At 41.3% G+C, this 22,411-nt stretch carries 8 protein-coding genes, 3 rRNA genes, 2 pseudogenes and 1 riboswitch; of the genes and pseudogenes, 10 read left to right on the plus strand and 3 right to left on the minus strand.

Annotated features, from left to right (window positions below):
- Positions 1-4 precede the first annotated feature (4 nt).
- The gene (locus tag MHB43_RS03990; RefSeq protein ID WP_405131386.1) at positions 5-3,040 is read right to left on the minus strand and encodes a hypothetical protein; all 3,036 of its coding nucleotides are present in this window, start codon (positions 3,038-3,040) and stop codon (positions 5-7) included.
- Between the two features lie 86 nt (positions 3,041-3,126).
- Positions 3,127-3,318 (minus strand): hypothetical protein, encoded by a 192-nt coding sequence (locus tag MHB43_RS03995; RefSeq protein ID WP_405131387.1) that lies wholly within the window; start codon positions 3,316-3,318, stop codon positions 3,127-3,129.
- Between the two features lie 1,194 nt (positions 3,319-4,512).
- Between MHB43_RS03995 and MHB43_RS04000 the strand changes: the two genes are divergently transcribed.
- A complete protein-coding gene (locus MHB43_RS04000) occupies positions 4,513-6,318 on the plus strand; it encodes a hypothetical protein (RefSeq protein WP_405131388.1) in 1,806 nt (601 codons plus the stop codon).
- A gap of 944 nt (positions 6,319-7,262) precedes the next feature.
- Here MHB43_RS04000 and MHB43_RS04005 read toward each other — a convergent pair.
- Positions 7,263-9,974: a restriction endonuclease gene (locus MHB43_RS04005; RefSeq protein ID WP_405132388.1), complete on the minus strand. Its 2,712-nt coding sequence runs from the start codon at positions 9,972-9,974 to the stop codon at positions 7,263-7,265.
- A 555-nt stretch (positions 9,975-10,529) separates the two neighbouring features.
- On the opposite strand from MHB43_RS04005, the pseudogene MHB43_RS04010 reads away from it, so the two are divergent.
- The 9 genes and pseudogenes from MHB43_RS04010 to MHB43_RS04050 form a co-directional block, all read left to right on the plus strand.
- Positions 10,530-10,619: pseudogene (locus tag MHB43_RS04010) on the plus strand (molecular chaperone GroEL); the annotation flags it as partial.
- Positions 10,620-10,765: 146 nt separating this feature from the next.
- Positions 10,766-10,969, plus strand: a pseudogene (locus MHB43_RS04015) (GMP synthase (glutamine-hydrolyzing)); the annotation flags it as partial.
- A gap of 239 nt (positions 10,970-11,208) precedes the next feature.
- Positions 11,209-11,460 carry a hypothetical protein gene (locus MHB43_RS04020; RefSeq protein WP_405131389.1) on the plus strand — a complete coding sequence of 84 codons (252 nt, stop codon included), beginning with the start codon at positions 11,209-11,211 and terminating at the stop codon, positions 11,458-11,460.
- A gap of 402 nt (positions 11,461-11,862) precedes the next feature.
- Positions 11,863-11,962: riboswitch (purine riboswitch) on the plus strand.
- Between the two features lie 171 nt (positions 11,963-12,133).
- Positions 12,134-13,510: an NCS2 family permease gene (locus tag MHB43_RS04025; protein WP_076320372.1), complete on the plus strand. Its 1,377-nt coding sequence runs from the start codon at positions 12,134-12,136 to the stop codon at positions 13,508-13,510.
- A gap of 783 nt (positions 13,511-14,293) precedes the next feature.
- Positions 14,294-15,846, plus strand: a 16S ribosomal RNA gene (locus MHB43_RS04030).
- 315 nt (positions 15,847-16,161) lie between these two features.
- Positions 16,162-19,089 (plus strand): 23S ribosomal RNA (locus tag MHB43_RS04035).
- 75 nt (positions 19,090-19,164) lie between these two features.
- Positions 19,165-19,281, plus strand: a 5S ribosomal RNA gene (rrf, locus tag MHB43_RS04040).
- The 16S, 23S and 5S rRNA genes sit together here, the layout of an rRNA operon.
- Positions 19,282-19,506: 225 nt before the next feature.
- Positions 19,507-21,012, plus strand: a complete 1,506-nt coding sequence (locus MHB43_RS04045) for a dienelactone hydrolase (RefSeq protein WP_339181842.1) — start codon at positions 19,507-19,509, stop codon at positions 21,010-21,012.
- Between the two features lie 336 nt (positions 21,013-21,348).
- The gene (locus MHB43_RS04050) at positions 21,349-22,356 is read left to right on the plus strand and encodes a ketoacyl-ACP synthase III (protein WP_339181844.1); all 1,008 of its coding nucleotides are present in this window, start codon (positions 21,349-21,351) and stop codon (positions 22,354-22,356) included.
- Positions 22,357-22,411: the final 55 nt, after the last annotated feature.

Consider the following 22,411-nt stretch of genomic DNA (forward strand, 5'->3'; position numbering starts at 1 on the left):
AAAATTAATTTAAGTCAATTCTCGTTCCAATGATCTTTATGCCACGTGGAGTAATTTCTATATAATTATTCGAATCTACTTCAAGCATAATCTTCGTGTCAGATTTAAGTTTTAGTGTATCGCCAATAGATTCAAGGATAACTCCGTCTAAACCATCACGATTAAACCAAAGCCTGCGAAGGTTTCCGTTAGTTGCTTTATAGTCTAGTTTGAATGCATCATTATCTTTGATAATATAACCAACCTCATTATCATTTAATGTATTACTACCTAAACCCATTTTAATTGTAGGTATGCCATTTAGACTTCCTGTTGGATTATTTAGATAAAGAGCCATTTTCTCTTCGTCGATACTTGTGCCATTTCCCGAGATAAACTTGATAAATTGATCTTTAACCCAAACATAATCCTGCTTATTACTATTTTCTAGTGTACGAACTGAAGATACCGTCAATTGGGAGATGTAGGAGCCATCAGAAAGTTTTACAGGGTCAACATCATCTTCTGAGATGATTAAACGTTTTGCTCTCAATGTTCCATCTGTATGAATCCAAAATCTCGGATCACCATCAACTTCAATAGCAATACCTTCGTTGGCATTCAAACGAATTTGCTCTTTGTTTTGACCATTGATCGTGATACCATCCAGCCAATCAAATATAATCGCATCTCCAAGTTTCGCATCGAGAATTCTTAGCCTTCTTGTGCTCAACTCATCTGCAAACAAATTGCCTTCAAGATCAACATAGAACCGCTTCTCCCATAAAGGACTTCCAGCAGTACCAACATTCTTTTCAATCTTGATGCCTTCAGTGGCATTTAATGTGGTTCGGTTCATCATGTTACCTCTCGTCACCACAATGCCGTTCTCAGCATCGATTACAGTATTATTGTAATTTCTGCCCAACTGCAAAGAAGACTTCTCAAGGAAGTCTGCAAGTTTCGCCCTAGCGCCCTCATAGGCTTTATAAAAATTCTCCCACACCAAATGAAATTGATATCTTGTCGAATGAAGATCATCGATGATATGAGTGGTTTTATTCATGTCTGCAAATACAGGATTCATATACGAAGTCAGAGCATTATAAGTAGAGGTCAAATCACTTCCAGCGGCTTGCAGTCCACTTCTGGCATCATCCAGACCGTAGTAGGAAGAGTCTCTATCATTGTAAATGGTGGTTACGTAGTAATTAATTTGCTCGTTTAGTGTCACATATTGTTTAGTGATACTCTTATACTGATTGGCTAAAGTGATCTTTTCTGGTGACATAATAACATCATCCAATATGATAGAATCGATCACTGTAAAGTCAAAATTTAGTGCATCTGCATCAAGCAACACATCTCCACGTTTCGTCTCGATTCGTAGACGTTTTGCTACTAAATCTTCTGCAATCAATGTTCCATCTTCATAGCTAGAGTTTCCTATGGATGCATAAACTTTATTGACCCATTTGTTGTTTTCCCACTTCTGAAGCGCCAATCCATTTGTAGCATTCAGAACAGAGCGATATTTACCATCACTTCTCAACGCGATAAATCCATATTCCCCGATAACAACGTTGTTGTAGTATTGACCCATATTCAGTCCAGAATAGAATTGTGCATCTTCAATTTTGTTGCGCAGATTTTTCTCTTCATCATAATAATTTTTGAATTTTAAGATGAACTCTGCACGATCTGGAATCTCACTTGTTTGTTCTGTTTTAGGAGAGTTTACGTTGATATTAAGAGGTGTTTGACCAACAATATCAATGTACTGTGACATGTAATTCAACAACGAAAAATAAGCATTTGTCAGTGGTGTTGTGGAGTAAAGGTCAATCGTACTCGAAGACTTGGAGAAGAACTGAGAGTTAATATCGAATACATCATCTCTTTGGGAACGCTTATACTTTTCTGCTTGTTCAAGCATTCTAAGGTATCCCGCTTCAATCTTGTACAATTCTGTGATGATCTGCATCTTTTCCATAGTGGTCAGCTTGTTGTCCATTACGATATCTTTGAAGTCACCAATGTCTAAGTAGTTGTTTTCCGAATCAAGAATGACATCTCCAATGTTATTGACGATCTTAATATTCTTAGCGACCAGATCGTGAGTGTAAAGCGTTCCATCACTCGGGTCAGCCCACATGAGCTTTTTCCATCCATCAGGATACTTACTTAAGTCTGTAGTGGCTCTGTCAATAACGAATCCTTCTCGATCATCAACCTTAACCCTTGTAATATCATTAAATGACCACATTCCAAATACGTCTGGATTCTCATTAACCAAACCAAGCTTCATGACAACTCTGCCATTTCGATCAAAGATTTCACCTTTGGAGCCTTGGAATTTCAGAACACCGTCCTCATCTTCGAGTGAGAGATTCGTACCCATAAAAACTTTTCCGTAAATACGTTCGCCTACTATTAAATGCTTAGTGAAGAAATTTGACAGAACGTTTACATCCAACATTTTTAAGTTGTGTGGCTCTTTAATATGATGTGTGAGATAGTTTTGTACTCCTTCTTTATTTATTCTAAATACAGAAAGAATCCCACCAATGCCTTCATAAGCAATGTTGTCGAATACTCTTGTATAGGTTTCCTTAACAGTTTGACCCTGAAATATGTGTATGCAAGCCACTTCATACGCTTCATTGGTCTTTATTCCTGCGGTTAAAACATTCGTTCCACCTAAGGGAATATTACTATAAATTACTGGTATGAAGTCATTATATGATGATAATTGAGTAACTACAGTCTGTATTCCATCATGCTCACAAACTAAAATTTCAATGACCTGTCCAGAATAACTATCGAGGATGATTTCTCTAAGTTGTTCAATGTCTCTTGTTATTAACTGCTTATATTGTTCCATGACACTGTAGCAGAAATTTAATTCACCACTGCAAAAAATCACCCTATTGTCTACCTGATATAGCTTTACTGCCTTCGTGTCGATTCTGTAGAGTACTCCATTAATTTGAGCCGAAGTAGCAGTATCAGAACCGATAAATATATCATTTTTTGTTTGGATAATCGTAGCGTTACTCATTTAATCACACACCCTCTTGTCATAGTCTATATAGAAAAAGCCTAAGAGGTTTAACCGCTCTTAGGCTTTTTCTATATGTTGTTTTTCTAAACTATTCTCTTCGTAAACTCTTTGAGTTTTGTCTTTAGCTTATCTGAAATTACATAAGACTCATTGTGTAGCCACCTAGACAAATGCTCCCTCGAAACTCCTACATTATGAGCTATAAAAGTTGTTGGCGTTCCAAATCTCTTATGTACGTCAAATAATGCTTCTCGCAAATCCTTGTCATTATTCATATATATCATCTCCCTTTCTTATCTTCGTGAACTTGTGATATAACCAATAAAAAATAAAACCTTCAGAAACATCTCTGAAGGTGATTCACTTTATATAGTGACTCTCGGTTGAGTATTTATATCCATTTGGCAAAGGGATTTTACTAAATACATTCAAAGTTTTCACACCACTGTTTGCCCCATAAGTTGGTCATGGACATGCCTGGTGCTCTCGGGGCAATGTGATATAGGGTGGAAGGCACTAAGACGCTGAGGTAGTCTTTCTGGTAGGGTCGATCTGAAAGTCGATTTAAGAGGACGTGAACGGCTTTAAAATCGATTGACGATACTTTCTTTGTCTGTGTAAATTAAATTTGAAAAGTGGAAAACCCAATAGTAAGGAATTTTGCCCGCTTTATAAATAGAATTATAATATATATTATTAGTATATAAATACTCTTATTATAATAGGGGTGCAAAATTCCTTACTTTTAGGTTTTTCACTTTTCAGATCAACCTTTTTCAATGATTCTAACCAATTCATTTTGTGCACTATTACTCAACTGAGTAATTGCTCTCAGTAATTCTTCATAAAACGCATAGATCTTTTTTCATCCCGTAGATATGTTAGACGGACATGAAAGGCTCTTGAGTTCATTGTAGGACTTATACAGATAATTAGGAAGCACTACAGTGAAAGTTGATACTTAACCCATAAAGGGATCAGGAATTTACCCATAGGTATGTTAAAATTGATTTTGGGGTGTTCGTGATATTTTAAATGTATTTGGAAGCATAAGTTTGCTATAAGTCGAAATTATAAGCATAAAGGTGCCGTGAATCCCCATTAGAACGACTTATAATTTTTAAATTTAGACAGCCGGTAAGTTAATCGGCTGTCTTTTTCATTAAACTATCGGGCAGATTAGTTACAATTTAAAATCAATCACGCTGGATACCTATCACAAGTGATGTTAAGGAAAGTGTGAGCTAACTATTCTATATAGGCTGACAATTGATCTAAATTCGGACTCATAAAAATGTGATGAAAAGAAACCCTTCTAGGATGCGACTATCGGGGAAAGGTTTTTTTACTACTATAAAACAAGCACTTGATTTCTCAAATAAAACAGGATATGATTTATAAAAAAACATCACTTGTTTATAAAATAAACAAGTGATGTAACGTTACTAACAAGAGAGGACGGGAGGATTATGAGTGGCCAATTTGTGGGCATGTACGAAATCGCAAAAATAGCAAATGTAACGAATGCCGCTGTAACGAATTGGAGAAAAAGGTATTCAGATTTTCCTAAAGCAGTAGCGGAATTAAAGTCAGGCCCTATATTTAATACATGGGAGATAGACTTGTGGCTTAATAAAAGAGGTCATATTACTTCTGAATTACCAGAAACTAAAGGAGAGAAGAATGTGTATAAAAAAATAGTGCTTAGTGGAAGGGCGAGAACAGGGAAAAGCAGAGTTTCCGCACGTTTAATTCGTTATCAGCAATTGTTTTTTAAGTATTTTGTAGGGCCAGGGCGTGACTTCACAAAAGTTAATGTACGACTTGTTTTGAAAAAAAAGTGCTCTGATCAAGGCAATCACATCCGATTTATTAGTCCAAATTCTACAATTAACGGAATACAAGAAAATTTTGATGAAGATGGGGTAATTAGATTTCTTGATAACATTAAGAATCATAACAATTATTCAAAAAGTCATGAAAAAGCCGGAGAAAAGAAGGATCTAGATCCTAAGGAAGATTTCATTGAAATTACTACAGAAGCAAGTGACCTCGCAATCAGCATAATGAATAATACCGATGAAGGGTTGATTGTAACAGATACTCCTGGAGTATCAGGAGACGTCGAAGGATTACAAAATGTAAGTGATGCAGATGTTTACATATTTGTAATGAGATCGGACAACGGGAGTGAATTTACTGACTCAATAAATAAAATGATTCCTGTTCTTGCTGGCTCAGCAACAATGTTTATCTACAATATGGGAACTAGTGTAGAAAATGATACAGATTATGAGGATATGACGCAACATGCTCAAATAGCCATGCACGATTTTTCAAAAGACTTGGCAAAATTGAGTAGCGGATCAATTATAAGTACATCAATTGAAGTGCTTAATCCATCTGCAACTGTAATTCCAATGGGCAGTTTTCATGACAGAAAAATCAATTTTGCGGAACAGAAGTTTAATGAACAATTATCAGTAACATTAAAAGAAATGCTACATGAAAATCCCCATACTCTAGCTGAAAAAGATATTGTTGAGGTTCTAAATAATCCTGAATATTCTCAAGAAGAAATAGTTGAGTTTATTAAAACAACACTTAGTACCTACAATGTAGCAACGCCTGTCGAAGAACATTCAACTTTTGTAGATGCCTTTTTACTTCAAAGACATGATAGAGTAAAATTCAATGATTATTTACGAACGGTAAGTCTTGTGAATGAAAACAGAGTGGAGATTCTAAACAAGCTTTATGATAATTTTGATGTTTTAAAAGTGAATGAGAATCTTTCATTACCTAAGATGATCCAAGAGATAGTTATACAATATTGCTATAAAAAACTTACTCTTGCAGTGAAGTTTGATTGTGGAATATCTCGTGGAGACCATCCGTTTGAGAGCAATCCGCCAATTACAATGTGGGCAGAGGAAGCAATCATTGCTGAAGATTTGATTAAGTCTAATGCAACAACTAGTTCAAACGCATTCTGTTCTGTGATGAAGGCAAAAGGCTATACCTCTAGTTCATGGAATTATGTCCGCGTTCCTGAAATTCCATATTTCGGGGAGTATCAATACTGTAATAAAAAACTTGAAGTTATTGAAGCTTGTAAATTAAATAAGCTTCCGTCTGAAAATTCAAAAGAGTTAATATTCAACTCGTATAATGTGGCACTACTAAAGCTAGGGCAATATTCTGTTTGTGATTTTGTAATAAAGTCAATCAGTTCATCGGATGACGCCATGAATTGGGTTAAATCACTAAAGTAGAGTTCTACCTTAGAATAGGAAGATGGATACTGAAAAATAAGGAACAGGCTCATTTATGCGAGCTTGTTCCTTATTATTCTTGAAGTATATTGGGAAATTTAAAATTATAGCGTGCTTGAGATATAAGCTCGGTTGATGAGAAATTCTCTATTACGTATAGCTTTAACCATAGCGGAGAACCGTATCAGAATAGGTGCTGAGCTAACGGAAAACGTTAGTCAAAACAGCAAGGAACAGTCTGTAATTTCTAGACTGCTCATTTTTTTCATTGAGCTATCCATATGTTCGTGAAGGTAACAAGACAAGAATCATACTGAAGTGCGTATCACGTATTGGAAGCATAAGTTTAGTTAATGGCAAAGAAAGTTTTTCTAAGGAGGCGTATTATGCGTGATAATTGATGTGAGAACTATTTTATAGAATATAGCTAGTTGTACAATCTATGGTTTAATTATTGAAAAGAGTTATTCATCTCTTTTTTCTCCTATGAACTGTTGCGAGAAAACTTCGGTATCAATTAATATGCGATACGAAAGAGATAACCACACCCTCAATATAAAGATATAGGATCGAGTACTAAACCACTTGAACAGGTTAAAATTCTTCAAGAATAAAGCATGTAAGCTGTGCTTTATAAGTCTTTTCACATAATCACAATTATGGGAAAAGTGGAGTCGTAGAAGGGGGAGGGGATTACAGTTGAAAACTAACCTTTATCTTGAAATAGCCCCCGAACATATCCTCACAGCAAATCGAAGTCGATCTACATACGAAACGAGTTCCCTTTCGAAGATACTATTTTTTGTCATTTAGTGAATTGAAATAATACTGTGGAGATGTGGTTAAGGTAATAGTGAAGTTAATATGAGAAATGTTGAGAATATTATATAAACATATACACAGAGAACGGATTCAGCTTATTTGCTGAATCCGTTGACCTAAATTTATATTTCCACTATCTCCTTTTTTAAAAGTTCAGAAGCCCATTTATACCATAATAAAAGTGCAGATCCATAACGTTTTTGTGATGTTTCTTTCCAAGTTTTATTAAGCTCCTTAGCAACAATGCTACCTATTTGAGTAGGGGAGTTATCCTTGTGTATTTTTACAATTTCCAATGTAGAACTTGAAAGAACAGTCTTTGCAAGCCACTGTTTTATATTATGCGGATTATGGGTGAGAGATAAAATTCCTTTCTCTATTGATAAATTACTAATTGAATTAAGTAAAGAAATTGAATTGCGATAACCCGAACTTAATAGAATTGATTCTTCGTTTTGTCCAGAATTGATTAAATCAATCAATTCTAACACCCGTTCTGGAGGGGCTTCACCTAGGAAATTTGATTTCCTTCTAGGTTTTCTTTTATCGAATTTAGGGAATATATTCTTTGTATATCCTCTTGTACTATCAATAGTATTTACTATTCTGTTAGCTTTGATTTCAATAAATCCTACTCCTATCAACCAACCATGAATGCTATTTATATATTGTTTTTTTGTCTTTTCTGAGTAAGATTCGTATGATTCATTGAAGTACTCCTCAAAATCTTCTACTGTAATATAAGTATTATTTCCATACCCATCCATGATTTTAGCGTACATGATATGTTTGGTGAAAAAGTCTACAACTTTTGAATAAGCCTCTTCCTCGTTTTCATGCAAGAAATTTAGGATGTCTCCTTGTCTTGAGGCATTACCGAGCATGACGAAATCTCTGACTATATTCTCTGCGGCATCTCGTCCAATACCCAATTTAGAAGCGAAAGCCGGGATAGTCAATGACTTCTGATCTATTAATACCTGTAAAGCTGAACTATACCTTCTGAATTGAGTTTGTGGTAAATACGTAACTGGAATATGAGGCACTTTACCAGTTAAAATATAATCACGGAAGATATCCCAGTACAAAATTAACTTTTGTCCCTTTCTTAATATAATGCGTTTATTAATCAAAGATTGAACTGTTGAATCCCCGTAAATTTCCACCATTTGGAAGAATTCGACAGGCGAATCTTGTGCTACTTTTCTTACACAAGCAAGTTCTATATTATTTAACTCACTTGTTTCTTTTTCAAATAACTCATTAATGTTGAGACTTTTTCCTAATATCTCATCTTGATGATTCCCACCTTGTACCAATGAAAAAACGTGAATACATAGCTTCTTCAAGAGCCACGGATAACCTTGACAATGATCCTTTAAATACCTCTTTAATATCGGGTTCAATGGTTGGCCTAATTCTTTAGAAAATATAGAGAGTGCTTTAACTATATCTTTATCAATAAATGGATTTAGTGAAAATTCTCTTCGTCTATCCGTGAGTCCATGCCATAAATGATATGCTGGATGATCAGTTGGAACTGAACCGTCTGTTTTCCATGCGAATCCAATAATAATGTTCTCTTGGAGAGCATCAACGGAAATACTAAGTTTTCTAATGCTTTCAAATAAAGGGAATAACTCTTTTTTGGAGAAGATCTCTTCAAACTGATCAAACATTAATATAATAACTTTATTTTCTGATTTGAGAGTTTGAATAATTTCGACGATGGATTGATCAGATAGTGGGTTATTCGTATCTGATATTTTTACTGGCATACTTGGTCTTCTAACGAAATTATCGTTAATTGCAGAGTTGAAACATTCAATTAATGAAAATTCTGCATATCTATGGCTTGTGGCTGCGCGCACATCGACAGCAAAAACATAGTTTTTATTTCTTTGGCGAGAAGATTTGGATTTTTCTACAAGCTTAAGCAAAACGGAACTTTTCCCCCAACCTGATGGGGCTTTTAGTGCTAACAGTCTGGTTGAAATTGTTGAATTTCGTACATTATCGATAAACCTATATACATCTTGAAACAATCCATCTCGACCGACAAAATCTTGTGGACGCGAAGGGCGATAGTCGGCCCATTGGTCCCCTGAGGATACTGTTATAATACTTTCTGATTCTTTGGCAAGTTGGTTACTAAAGGAATCATCCTCGTTAATAACGTTGGGATAGGGCCATTCCAAATCATGAAACGAAGAGGGTATCTTTGATACTGAATCAATAAGCTGATGATCATGAATAGGTACACCTGTTCTTGCATCGAATAATATTACTGCGTAGGGGATACCGGCAGTTACATGAATAAGTGGTACTGCCCAAAAACGCCCGTGGTTAGTGATTAAAAGGGTCACATTTTCAGAAAATGAACCACTTTTTGGATAATTTAAGGAAAGTGGGTTACATGATTTTCCTGAGTTTACAATTAAATCGACTAACTTGTCTGGGGAATATATTTGTAGTAATTTCCTTTGTTCAACAGGGTTTTGCTCCCATTCTTCGACGATTCCTTTTGCGTCTTTTCCAAGTGGCCCCGTGGATAATAGCCAGCCTGAGGAAACTCTTTTTAGGTGAACATTACCGAGCAGTTTTGTGATAACATCCGCCGAAATTGTATTTGTATCTTTGTATGCTTTACATTCAACATATATTACTTCGGAAGTTATCCTATGCCTCGCTAATAGGTCAACTTCTATTCCTGTCAATCTAACTTCATTTATAACATCATATTGCATTGTCTCAAGTACTTCCCTGCCTAGGGATTCTAACAATCTTCCCTTTTCAGTTGTTGTTGTATTTTCGCTAACAGCGATCTCTATCATAGTTACCAAGAAAAAATACACCTCGCTCATATTTTTCTAATTGTAAACATTATACATGCAGTGCTAAGTTATATAAAGGTTTTAAAGGATATGTATAAGCCGTGACAACGTTATAAACGTATACGAGCAATGATGACTTATTATAAAGTTGGAATATATCCAATTCATTTTTGTTTTTGATTGAATTGGTTTTACTCGCTATATTGTTAGAGAAACAATCTAATAATTGAATAGTAACCAACTTTAAGTCAGACACCTTTGTTATTTGTGTTGTAGAATCTATTGATAGCATGGTGGCTGAATTAGTCCTCTCCCTTGGAATATCTTGAAAAAATTTCGATTCTATTATTTAATGGGGTCAACAACGTTAAATGTTTCGTACATATATCGGCTTCTAACCATCAGCGATAATTGAGTGAGAGTGGCAATCGTGGTCTACATCCAGGAACCACTTCTTTATGCTGTGTAGGTAAGACATCTTAAAAGAAGTGGTCATTGTATATCAATTTGAATTAGTAAGAGTGACAGTTTTGCATAACATTCTGACCAACTGGCGACCCTGCGAAGGTAACACGTTATATATTGCAAAACGCTACTTCCGTAGCAGCAATGTTCCTGTCGACTGAAGTAGATGTTGAATATTAGATTAAACTCCTAATACACTTTGTTTGTTTTTAAGTGTATTAGGAGTTTTTTAGCGAATTTCAGCTTGTTTTTACCATGTTCACCCGCTACAATTGATCTATAAAATAACACAATAATAGACATGTATTGACCTAATATTGAAACAGGTAATGGGTGATGCGCGTACGTATTCCTACACTGTAGGTATTCGTGCCGTAACGTCCATCGACGGTATGACAGCTGACTGGGCACGTATCCCTTGGGATGTGCTGGAGAAAATCTCCGTACGGATTGTTAACGAAGTTGATAACGTAAACCGTATCGTCTATGACGTAACATCCAAACCACCTGCAACGATCGAGTGGGAATAGGTTATACACCCAAACAATATTTTTTAAAAAGCTCTCTTTTATCTGCGGCCTATCGCAGATAGAAGGGAGTTTTTTATTGCACATATTATGATTAAACTTTTATCAGGGGACTGTTCTCACTAGTAATAAACTCTCGAATTTCATCCCATTTTAAAGTTCACTTCATGATCCTTTCAGGTCGGGCCTGTACAATAGGTATATACTAAGAGCTATATGGCTACTGAAAGGAGATTGAATGTATGCGTAAAACCGACTATATGAGCAAATGGAAGATGGGCATTGGAAGTGCGTTTCTGATGGTGATGCTGGCAGGATACGGTTCAGAAATGCAAGACCTTGCCTCCGGTTCGGGAGAATTTCCATTTGTGAACTTAGAGGCAGCGGATGCTTCTTCCGATCAGACCAGCAACCAGGAGTTATCCTCTGACACAACAACGAACACAAATCAGGAACAACAAGATATACAGGATACTCCGCAGACAGAGATATAATTAACATAGGACTGATCCGGTAAAAAATGCTCCGGAACATGTCGCAAGTTTGCTCCATATACCTAATGAGTATATGCCTTCGGAATACGAGACATCGTTATTCCTAGATCATCATTCACCTGATTGCTAAAACACATCAGAAACATAAGCTAGCCGGATTAGAGCGCTTCTCGCCCTTTGATCAGGCTAGCTTATTATGTTATCCTGCGGAACTTTCAGTCTGAAAGAATGGACATATCCCATTGAGATTACACCGAAAAAAGCGTATTCAATTGGGTTGTAAACCGCTGAACTGGTTCAATCTGTTAAATAATACGAACGATATTATACAAGGGTGATATTAATATTCGTTTTTCTCATTGACAAAAACATACTGCCCTCCTAAAATAGTGATGGGAAACAAACAAATAGCGCATACTTATTCGTATAATCCTGGGAATTGGCCCGGGAGTCTCTACGAGATCACCCTAATGATCTGGCTACGAAGAGGAGAAGGCTAAGCACATGAATTCTACATGATTGCGGGGACATCACGCACATTAGAATTTTTTTTGTTCTTAGTAAAGGCATCATGCCACTCCTTGTCAGCTGAACCCTGGGTGAAGAATCTTCATCAGGGTCATTTGTCGTTTTTCAATATGGCTTCAACATCTCTAAGGGGGAGTTAGTAATTATGGATCGTTTCTTTAAATTAAAAGAAAACGGAACAAACGTTAGAACGGAGATTGTTGCGGGTCTCACTACGTTTATGACAATGGCTTACATTCTTTTTGTAAATACGTTGTTCTTGGGACAAGCCGGAGCGGGTATGTCGGATAATGCAGTATTCTTTGCAACAGCCGTCGGCGCCGGATTAATGACTATTATTATGGGATTGTTCGTGAATATTCCGATCGCACTTGCACCAGGTATGGGATTGAATGCGTACTTCATGACTGTCGTTCTAAGTTCGAATGGAGCGATTACTTGGCAAGCAGCTCTCGGAGCGGTGTTCCTTTCCGGTATCGTGTTCATTATTTTGACCGTGACGAAGATTCGGCAAATGCTGCTTGTTGCAGTTCCGCAGTCAATCAAAATGGCCATTACGGTTGGTATCGGTCTCTTTATTACCATTATTGGTTTCAAACTTGCTAATCTCGTGGCTGTAACAGTTAATGTTGCACCAGACGCAGATCTGAGTCAGCCGATTCCAGGTAGCAGTTTTAACCTGTCATTGGGTAACTTTATAACACATCACGATGCATTGCTGGCTCTGATTGGTTTGCTCCTTATTGCTATACTGATGGTTATGCGTGTCAAAGGCGCTCTGCTGATCGGGATCGTAGCAACAACGCTGATTGGTATTCCGATGGGAGTTACGAATCTGAGCGGTCTTTCGGGCGCAAGCTGGTTGCCTAATTTCAGTGATCTGGCGGTTGGACAGCTGGATTTGAAAGGTGCCATCAGTCTCGGATTGTTCGAGATCATCTTCATCTTTACCTTCGTTGAATTGTTCGACACGTTTGGTACGATGGTAGGTACTGCAACACGTATGGGGATTATGAAGGATAAGAAAAAAGGCGAGAAAACGATCGGTAAAGCAATGCTCGTCGATGCAGTTGGTGTCAGCGCAGGTGCTGCACTGGGTACAAGTACTATTACAGCATACGTTGAAAGTGCTTCAGGCGTTGAGGCGGGTGGACGTACAGGACTTACTTCGGTAACGACAGGTTTGTTGTTCATTTTGGCCCTGTTTATCGCACCGCTTGCGCTTGTTGTTCCATCCGCAGCGACGGCTCCGGCATTGATCATCGTGGGTGTGCTTATGATGAGTCAAGTGCGCAGCATTGAGTGGGATGATTTCCTGCAAGCTTTCCCTGCGTTCCTTACGATTGTATTGATGCCTTTCACAGGTGGAATCGCGAACGGAATCTCGGCAGGTATCGTATCTTATGTGATTCTGGCGGTATTCAGTAACTTGGTTACAGAACGCAAAGTGAAAATTCACTGGCTCATGTGGATCTTGGCGCTCATCGTAGTCTGCCGATACGTATTTATTGGCGGGGAGTAAGCTTTACATTAGTTTTAATGAAGAATACCGTACCGAGATAGGTTGGTTATCTTATATATGAAAGAAGCGGAAGCCACGGGATCTAAACCCGGAGCTTTCGCTTTTTTTTTTTTGTTTTCCTTTCTTGAGCAAAATGAATTTCAAAAATGTTTTCCTTCTATATAGAAGGAATGAGTATAATGTTCTAAGATCTGTTGGTTGTTTAACCGATGAAATCATCGGTTTATAAGTTCTATAGCGTGTTGAGTCTGTACTGTATACAACATGACTATCTCTATAATTGGATTAGGGTTCATACGGGAAACCTTTTGCTTATGTAAGTTAATTACTCCGGTTCATTAAAGGTAGTGCACAGATGTATCATTCAGCAGACTATAAGGCGATACTTGTTAAAAGGTCTACAGGGTACTCATTTTATTAGAATTTAATGTTTATCTAAAAAAGACTTGCATTCCATAACTCTACATGGTATATTCTATTTCCGGCCAAAAAAACACGAGATACACGGTGCGGCAAGCGATTGAAATAAGCTTCGAAAGAAACTTAAAAAAATAGCTTGCAAAGTTGGTTCGGACATGATATTATATAAGAGTTGCTGAAGAGAGCGATATTCGGTAACAAAAATAAGTTTGATCTTTGAAAACTGAACAACGAGTGAGTAAACATTCTGCTTGCAGAATGAACGCGAAAGTTGAGACAAGTCTTGGCTTGAATTGACTGGAGCACAAATGAGATTTTTAATCTCGTCAGATTCAAAATGAGCTTATCGCTCTTTTCAATACTTTATTGGAGAGTTTGATCCTGGCTCAGGACGAACGCTGGCGGCATGCCTAATACATGCAAGTCGAGCGGACTTGAAGAGAAGCTTGCTTCTCTGATAGTTAGCGGCGGACGGGTGAGTAACACGTAGGCAACCTGCCCTCAAGTTTGGGACAACTACCGGAAACGGTAGCTAATACCGAATAATTGTTTTCTTCGCCTGAAGGAAACTGGAAAGACGGAGCAATCTGTCACTTGGGGATGGGCCTGCGGCGCATTAGCTAGTTGGTGGGGTAACGGCTCACCAAGGCGACGATGCGTAGCCGACCTGAGAGGGTGATCGGCCACACTGGGACTGAGACACGGCCCAGACTCCTACGGGAGGCAGCAGTAGGGAATCTTCCGCAATGGGCGAAAGCCTGACGGAGCAATGCCGCGTGAGTGATGAAGGTTTTCGGATCGTAAAGCTCTGTTGCCAGGGAAGAACGCTTGGGAGAGTAACTGCTCTCAAGGTGACGGTACCTGAGAAGAAAGCCCCGGCTAACTACGTGCCAGCAGCCGCGGTAATACGTAGGGGGCAAGCGTTGTCCGGAATTATTGGGCGTAAAGCGCGCGCAGGCGGTCATTTAAGTCTGGTGTTTAATCCCGGGGCTCAACCCCGGATCGCACTGGAAACTGGGTGACTTGAGTGCAGAAGAGGAGAGTGGAATTCCACGTGTAGCGGTGAAATGCGTAGATATGTGGAGGAACACCAGTGGCGAAGGCGACTCTCTGGGCTGTAACTGACGCTGAGGCGCGAAAGCGTGGGGAGCAAACAGGATTAGATACCCTGGTAGTCCACGCCGTAAACGATGAGTGCTAGGTGTTAGGGGTTTCGATACCCTTGGTGCCGAAGTTAACACATTAAGCACTCCGCCTGGGGAGTACGGTCGCAAGACTGAAACTCAAAGGAATTGACGGGGACCCGCACAAGCAGTGGAGTATGTGGTTTAATTCGAAGCAACGCGAAGAACCTTACCAGGTCTTGACATCTGAATGACCGGTGCAGAGATGTACCTTTTCTTCGGAACATTCAAGACAGGTGGTGCATGGTTGTCGTCAGCTCGTGTCGTGAGATGTTGGGTTAAGTCCCGCAACGAGCGCAACCCTTATATTTAGTTGCCAGCACTTCGGGTGGGCACTCTAGATAGACTGCCGGTGACAAACCGGAGGAAGGTGGGGATGACGTCAAATCATCATGCCCCTTATGACCTGGGCTACACACGTACTACAATGGCCGGTACAACGGGCTGCGAAATCGCGAGATGGAGCCAATCCCAACAAAGCCGGTCTCAGTTCGGATTGCAGGCTGCAACTCGCCTGCATGAAGTCGGAATTGCTAGTAATCGCGGATCAGCATGCCGCGGTGAATACGTTCCCGGGTCTTGTACACACCGCCCGTCACACCACGAGAGTTTATAACACCCGAAGTCGGTGGGGTAACCGCAAGGAGCCAGCCGCCGAAGGTGGGATAGATGATTGGGGTGAAGTCGTAACAAGGTAGCCGTATCGGAAGGTGCGGCTGGATCACCTCCTTTCTATGGAGAATCGTTTCCCGAGTGGAAACATTCAAATACAAAATCTAGCCAGGTCGGCTAGTTACTCACTCGTTGCTCAGTTTTGAGAGCTCAAACTCTCAAACAGCTTGCTTTTGCATGGAGCTTGTTCTTTGAAAACTAGATATCGAAACGAAACAAACGCGAATTAGAACATTCCTTTTTAGCTGAACTTGTGCAAACAAGTCAAGTGTATGAAGGTAGTTAAATTGCTTTTGTGATGGTATTGAATGGGAGTGACTTTTGGCTTTGCGCAAGCAAAACAAGGGAAGCGAGCAGTCAAAACCGGAACAAAATGGTTAAGCTACTAAGAGCACACGGAGGATGCCTAGGCGCTAGGAGCCGATGAAGGACGTGGCGAACAACGAAACTGCCTCGGGGAGCTGTAAGCAAGCTTTGATCCGGGGGTGTCCGAATGGGGAAACCCAGCTGGGGTAATTTCCAGTTACTCATAACTGAATACATAGGTTATGCAGAGGCATACCAGGGGAACTGAAACATCTAAGTACCCTGAGGAAGAGAAAACAATAGTGATTCCGTCAGTAGCGGCGAGCGAACGCGGAGAAGCCCAAACCAGAGAGCTTGCTCTTTGGGGTTGTGGGACGTCTCACATGGAGTTACAAAGGAACCGGTTAAGCGAAGAGGTCTGGAAAGGCCCGCCAAAGAAGGTAAAAGCCCTGTAGTTGAAAGTCTGTTCCCTCCGAGACGGATCCCGAGTAGTGCGGGGCACGTGAAACCCCGTATGAATCCGGCAGGACCATCTGCCAAGGCTAAATACTTCCTAGCGACCGATAGTGAAGCAGTACCGTGAGGGAAAGGTGAAAAGCACCCCGGAAGGGGAGTGAAATAGAACCTGAAACCGTGTGCTTACAAAAAGTCAGAGCCCGTTTTAGGGGTGATGGCGTGCCTTTTGTAGAATGAACCGGCGAGTTACGTTCCCGTGCAAGGTTAAGGTGAAGAGCCGGAGCCGCAGCGAAAGCGAGTCTGAATAGGGCGACATAGTACGTGGACGTAGACCCGAAACCGGGTGATCTACCCCTGTCCAGGGTGAAGGTGCGGTAACACGCACTGGAGGCCCGAACCCACGCATGTTGAAAAATGCGGGGATGAGGTGGGGGTAGCGGAGAAATTCCAATCGAACTCGGAGATAGCTGGTTCTCCCCGAAATAGCTTTAGGGCTAGCCTCGGAAAACAGAGTCGTGGAGGTAGAGCACTGATTGGGTGCGGGGCCCGCAAGGGTTACCAAGCTCAGTCAAACTCCGAATGCCATAGACTTACTTCCGGGAGTCAGACAGTGAGTGCTAAGATCCATTGTCAAAAGGGAAACAGCCCAGACCATCAGCTAAGGTCCCCAAGTGTGTGTTAAGTGGGAAAGGATGTGGAGTTGCACAGACAACCAGGATGTTGGCTTAGAAGCAGCCATCATTGAAAGAGTGCGTAATAGCTCACTGGTCGAGTGACTCTGCGCCGAAAATGTAACGGGGCTAAACACACCACCGAAGCTATGGCTTGATGCTTTGCATCAGGGGTAGGGGAGCGTTGTATAAGGGTTGAAGGTGTACCGTAAGGAGCGCTGGACATTATACAAGTGAGAATGCCGGTATGAGTAACGAAAAGATCAGTGAGAATCTGATCCGCCGAAAGCCTAAGGGTTCCTGAGGAAGGCTCGTCCGCTCAGGGTAAGTCGGGACCTAAGGCGAGGCCGAAAGGCGTAGTCGAAGGACAACAGGTCGAAATTCCTGTACCACCGTAAGCCGTTATGAGCAATGGGGGGACGCAGTAGGGTAGTGACGCGGACTGATGGATGTCCGTCTAAGCAGTGAGGCTGATGTGTAGGCAAATCCGCACATTGTAAGGCTGAGCTGTGATGGGGAGCGAAAATTGTAGTAGCGAAGGTCATGATCTCACACTGCCAAGAAAAGCCTCTAGCCAGGTGATGGTGCCCGTACCGCAAACCGACACAGGTAGGCGAGAAGAGTATTCTAAGGCGCGCGGAAGAACTCTCGTTAAGGAACTCGGCAAAATGACCCCGTAACTTCGGGAGAAGGGGTGCCCCGGTAGTGTGAATAGCACGAGGGGGCCGCAGTGAAAAGGCCCAAGCGACTGTTTAGCAAAAACACAGGTCTGTGCGAAGCCGTAAGGCGAAGTATACGGGCTGACGCCTGCCCGGTGCTGGAAGGTTAAGGGGAGTGGTTAGGGAGCAATCCCGAAGCTGTGAACCGAAGCCCCAGTAAACGGCGGCCGTAACTATAACGGTCCTAAGGTAGCGAAATTCCTTGTCAGGTAAATTCTGACCCGCACGAATGGCGTAACGACTTGGGCGCTGTCTCAACGAGAGATCCGGTGAAATTTTAATACCTGTGAAGATGCAGGTTACCCGCGACAAGACGGAAAGACCCCATGGAGCTTTACTGCAGCTTGATATTGAATTTGGGTACGATCTGTACAGGATAGGTGGGAGCCTTTGAAGCAGGAGCGCCAGCTTCTGTGGAGGCAACGTTGGGATACCACCCTGATCGTATCTAGGTTCTAACCTGGTACCGTAATCCGGTGCGGGGACAGTGTCAGGTGGGCAGTTTGACTGGGGCGGTCGCCTCCTAAAGAGTAACGGAGGCGCCCAAAGGTTCCCTCAGAATGGTTGGAAATCATTCGAAGAGTGCAAAGGCATAAGGGAGCTTGACTGCGAGACCTACAAGTCGAGCAGGGACGAAAGTCGGGCTTAGTGATCCGGTGGTACCGCATGGAAGGGCCATCGCTCAACGGATAAAAGCTACCCTGGGGATAACAGGCTTATCTCCCCCAAGAGTCCACATCGACGGGGAGGTTTGGCACCTCGATGTCGGCTCATCGCATCCTGGGGCTGAAGTAGGTCCCAAGGGTTGGGCTGTTCGCCCATTAAAGCGGTACGCGAGCTGGGTTCAGAACGTCGTGAGACAGTTCGGTCCCTATCTGTCGTGGGCGTAGGAAATTTGAGAGGAGCTGTCCTTAGTACGAGAGGACCGGGATGGACGTACCGCTGGTGTACCAGTTGTTCCGCCAGGAGCACCGCTGGGTAGCTATGTACGGACGGGATAAACGCTGAAAGCATCTAAGCGTGAAGCCCCCCTCAAGATGAGATTTCCCAGTATGTAAGACCCCTTGAAGACGACGAGGTAGATAGGCTGGGGGTGGAAGTGCAGCAATGCATGGAGCTGACCAGTACTAATCGGTCGAGGGCTTATCCAATAGCAAGTGATAATTTGCATGTTTCGTTTCGAATCTAGTTTTCAGAGAACAACACTCTGAAATGTAAGCTACGCGTTTGGTGGCGATGGCGGAGGGGTTCCACACGTACCCATCCCGAACACGACCGTTAAGCCCTCTAGCGCCGATGGTACTTGGACCGCAGGGTCCTGGGAGAGTAGGACGCCGCCAAGCAATAGAAGACACACTTGAGGATATCGAGTGTGTCTTTTTTATTTTATCTAATCTGATCTATGAAAGAGGAACAGCTCACATTTGTTGGGCTTTTTCTTATTATTGCCCTCTCACTTAACTTACACGGTTGTAAGGCAATTGTAAGTTAGATCAATACAATCAATCTAGTGGCTCCTGTATACTAACCCTATCCATCGATGAGGTTGATTTTCAGGGGGAGTTGGCGTGAGATTTATTGAAATTTTATTATTCTTCTCAAGTGTTTGTTTATTGGCATTTTTGTTCATTCCCAATGAACGTATACGAAGAATTGCTGTGCTCCTGACAAGCGGAGCAGGCTCCATTTTTTTAGTGATACATCTTCTTGTCGAAAGATACAGAATTCAGCTTTTATTTTTATACGGATTTACGACCCTGATGTTCATGTTTTCTCTTATAAAAGTGGTTCGAACGCACAAAGGCGTGTGGCCAGTCTCCCGAATTCTTAGAGTGCTTGGTCCCATTTTCATTGCAATTGGGCTGATCGCAACAGTCTGTTTCCACTATGTGTTTCCGGTTTTTGACCCTCCAGCACCAACTGGCAAGTTAAAAGTAGGCACACAAGTCTTTCATTTCATCGATCCAAACCGGGAGGAGACATTCGGGAAATCAGAGACAGGCAAGAGAGAATTAATGGTTCAGGTATGGTATCCGGCTGAAGCTGGTACTGGGAAGTATACTCCATTTATACCTAATCCCCGAATTTTATCTTATATGGCGGAGAGTTATGGCCTTCCTGGGTTTACTTTTCAACACCTGAAGTATGTATCCAGTCATGCTTACTTGGCGACTGAAGTCTCTTCAGCTCAGGACTCATACCCATTGGTTCTTGCAAATCCCGGCTTTGGTTCCTCCAGGTTTCTTCACACGTCACAAGCCGAAAATTTGGCGAGTCACGGATATATCGTGGCAGTGATCGACCACACCTATAATACATTTGCAACCGAGTTTCCGGACGGTCAAATCACGACCAATACAACCAGCGATTTGTTTTCACCCGAACATGATTACAGAACAGAAAGAGAAAAACGTGACGAGTTGGGAAAAGTGTTAACCGCCGATGTGGTGTTTGCGCTGGACCAATTCGAACTGATTCAATCGGGGAAAATTCCAAGTCAGCTAAAAGGGAGGGTGGATCTGGTTCATATCGGAGTGTTCGGTCATTCCATTGGAGGAGCGACGGCCTATGATGCTTCTTACGATCCACGAATAAAAGCTGGGATAGACCTTGATGGAGGACTTTATGGTCTGCATGACAAAGAGGGCCTGCGGAAGCGGATTTTGTTCATGAACTCGGAAAGTGGATACGAAAAATTAAAAATGTTGATCGATCACCGAGTCTACACGGACGCTGAACTTAAGCGTATGGGTAATACAAGAGAGTGGGTGGATCAAGAAAAGAAAGACAAACAGTTGGAGCTTGATCGGATGCGTAAAACAGTTGCCGAAGGGGGACAAGTTCTATATATCGATAATGCGGAGCATTTAAATTTTGCAGACGTGCAGTTCATTTCTCCAATTTTCAAAATTCTGGGCATTACAGGGAAGATTGCGCCCGATAGAGCGAATTTCATTATTAATTCCTATATGTTGGATTTCTTTGACATGTATCTGAAAGAAAAGGACGGAATCTTAATGAACGGACCGAATAGTCGGTTCCCGGAAGTGAAGTTCATAACCCCGTTATTATAATTATGGAACAGGTTGTCGATATTGCGACAACCTGTTTTTTTATGTGATTTTGTATCCGTTTCTTCAAACGTAGCTAGCAGAAATGTCAATTCCCCGTCCCCTTTATTGAGGTTGACCTTAACCTGTAATTTTTAATTCGATTGATGTAACCCTTTTATAAGGACAAAGTGTCTATAGAAAGCTCGTAAATAGGGTAATGGTTCAGTAACTTCTCTTCACTCGGATAAAAGTAATGCGGATTCCGAGTATAAATTGAGTAAAGATTATAAAAAAATTAGTACCAAGTACTAAGACTTAGTGCTATAATAGAAAAAAACAAGTGAGGTGACTACCGGTATGAATCATCAATCAAAGGCAACCATCACGGCAATGGGGACGTATGTACCGGATCGAATATTAACGAATGCTGATCTGGAGAAATTAGTCGAGACAAGTGACGAATGGATTGTGCAGCGTACTGGGATGAGAGAACGGCGAATTGCAGCTGAAGATCAATTTGTATCTGACCTGGCTACGAAGGCTGTAGAAGATATGATACGTCGTTATGATGTAAGTGTGGAAGATGTGGATATGATCCTTGTGGCTACAAGTACACCTGAATATGCTTTTCCAAGTACGGCATCCCGGGTACAGGCTAACCTTAAAATCCCACACACGGGCGTACTGGATTTAAATGCTGCATGCGCAGGTTTTACTTACGGGCTACAGCTAGCCGACAGTCTGGTGACCAGTGGAATGTACCACAAAGTACTGGTTATTGGAGCAGAGACATTATCCAAAATTACGGATTACACAGACCGCACGACTTGTGTACTGTTTGGTGATGGAGCGGGGGCCTTCTTGGTGGAGAGATCATCGGGTGCTGAAGGTGACTTTATGGCAGCCATATCAGGTACACATGGAGAAGGCGGTCTACATCTCTATAAGAGCGGTCTTTCTTCGGAGATGAATGGTGTGCCTTTACAGGGAGAAGGTTGTTTAGTTCAGAATGGGCGAGAGATCTATAAGTGGGCTGTACGGACGATTCCAGAGCAATTGGGTAAACTTATAACGAAAGCTGAATTAAGCCCTGACCAGATTGACTGGTTTGTCCCGCATAGTGCCAACATGAGAATGATTGAAGCTGTTTGTGAACGTGGTCCGGTTCCTTTGGAACGTACTTTAACCAGTGTCGAGTATCGTGGGAACACATCTGCTGCTTCCATTCCGCTTGCTTTACAGCTTGCAGTGGATGAAGGGAAATTGAAAGAAGGACAGAGCGTAGCTCTCTTTGGCTTTGGCGGTGGTCTGACGTACGCAGGTCTGGTGCTGAAATGGGGCGTGCCGGACAAGGTTCAGGAATGAGTAACATACGACTGTATGCAACAAAAAAATAAATAGAGAAAATAAAAGAGACCAC

It is taken from the genome of Paenibacillus sp. FSL H8-0317 (assembly GCF_045040685.1).
Lineage (GTDB): Bacteria > Bacillota > Bacilli > Paenibacillales > Paenibacillaceae > Paenibacillus.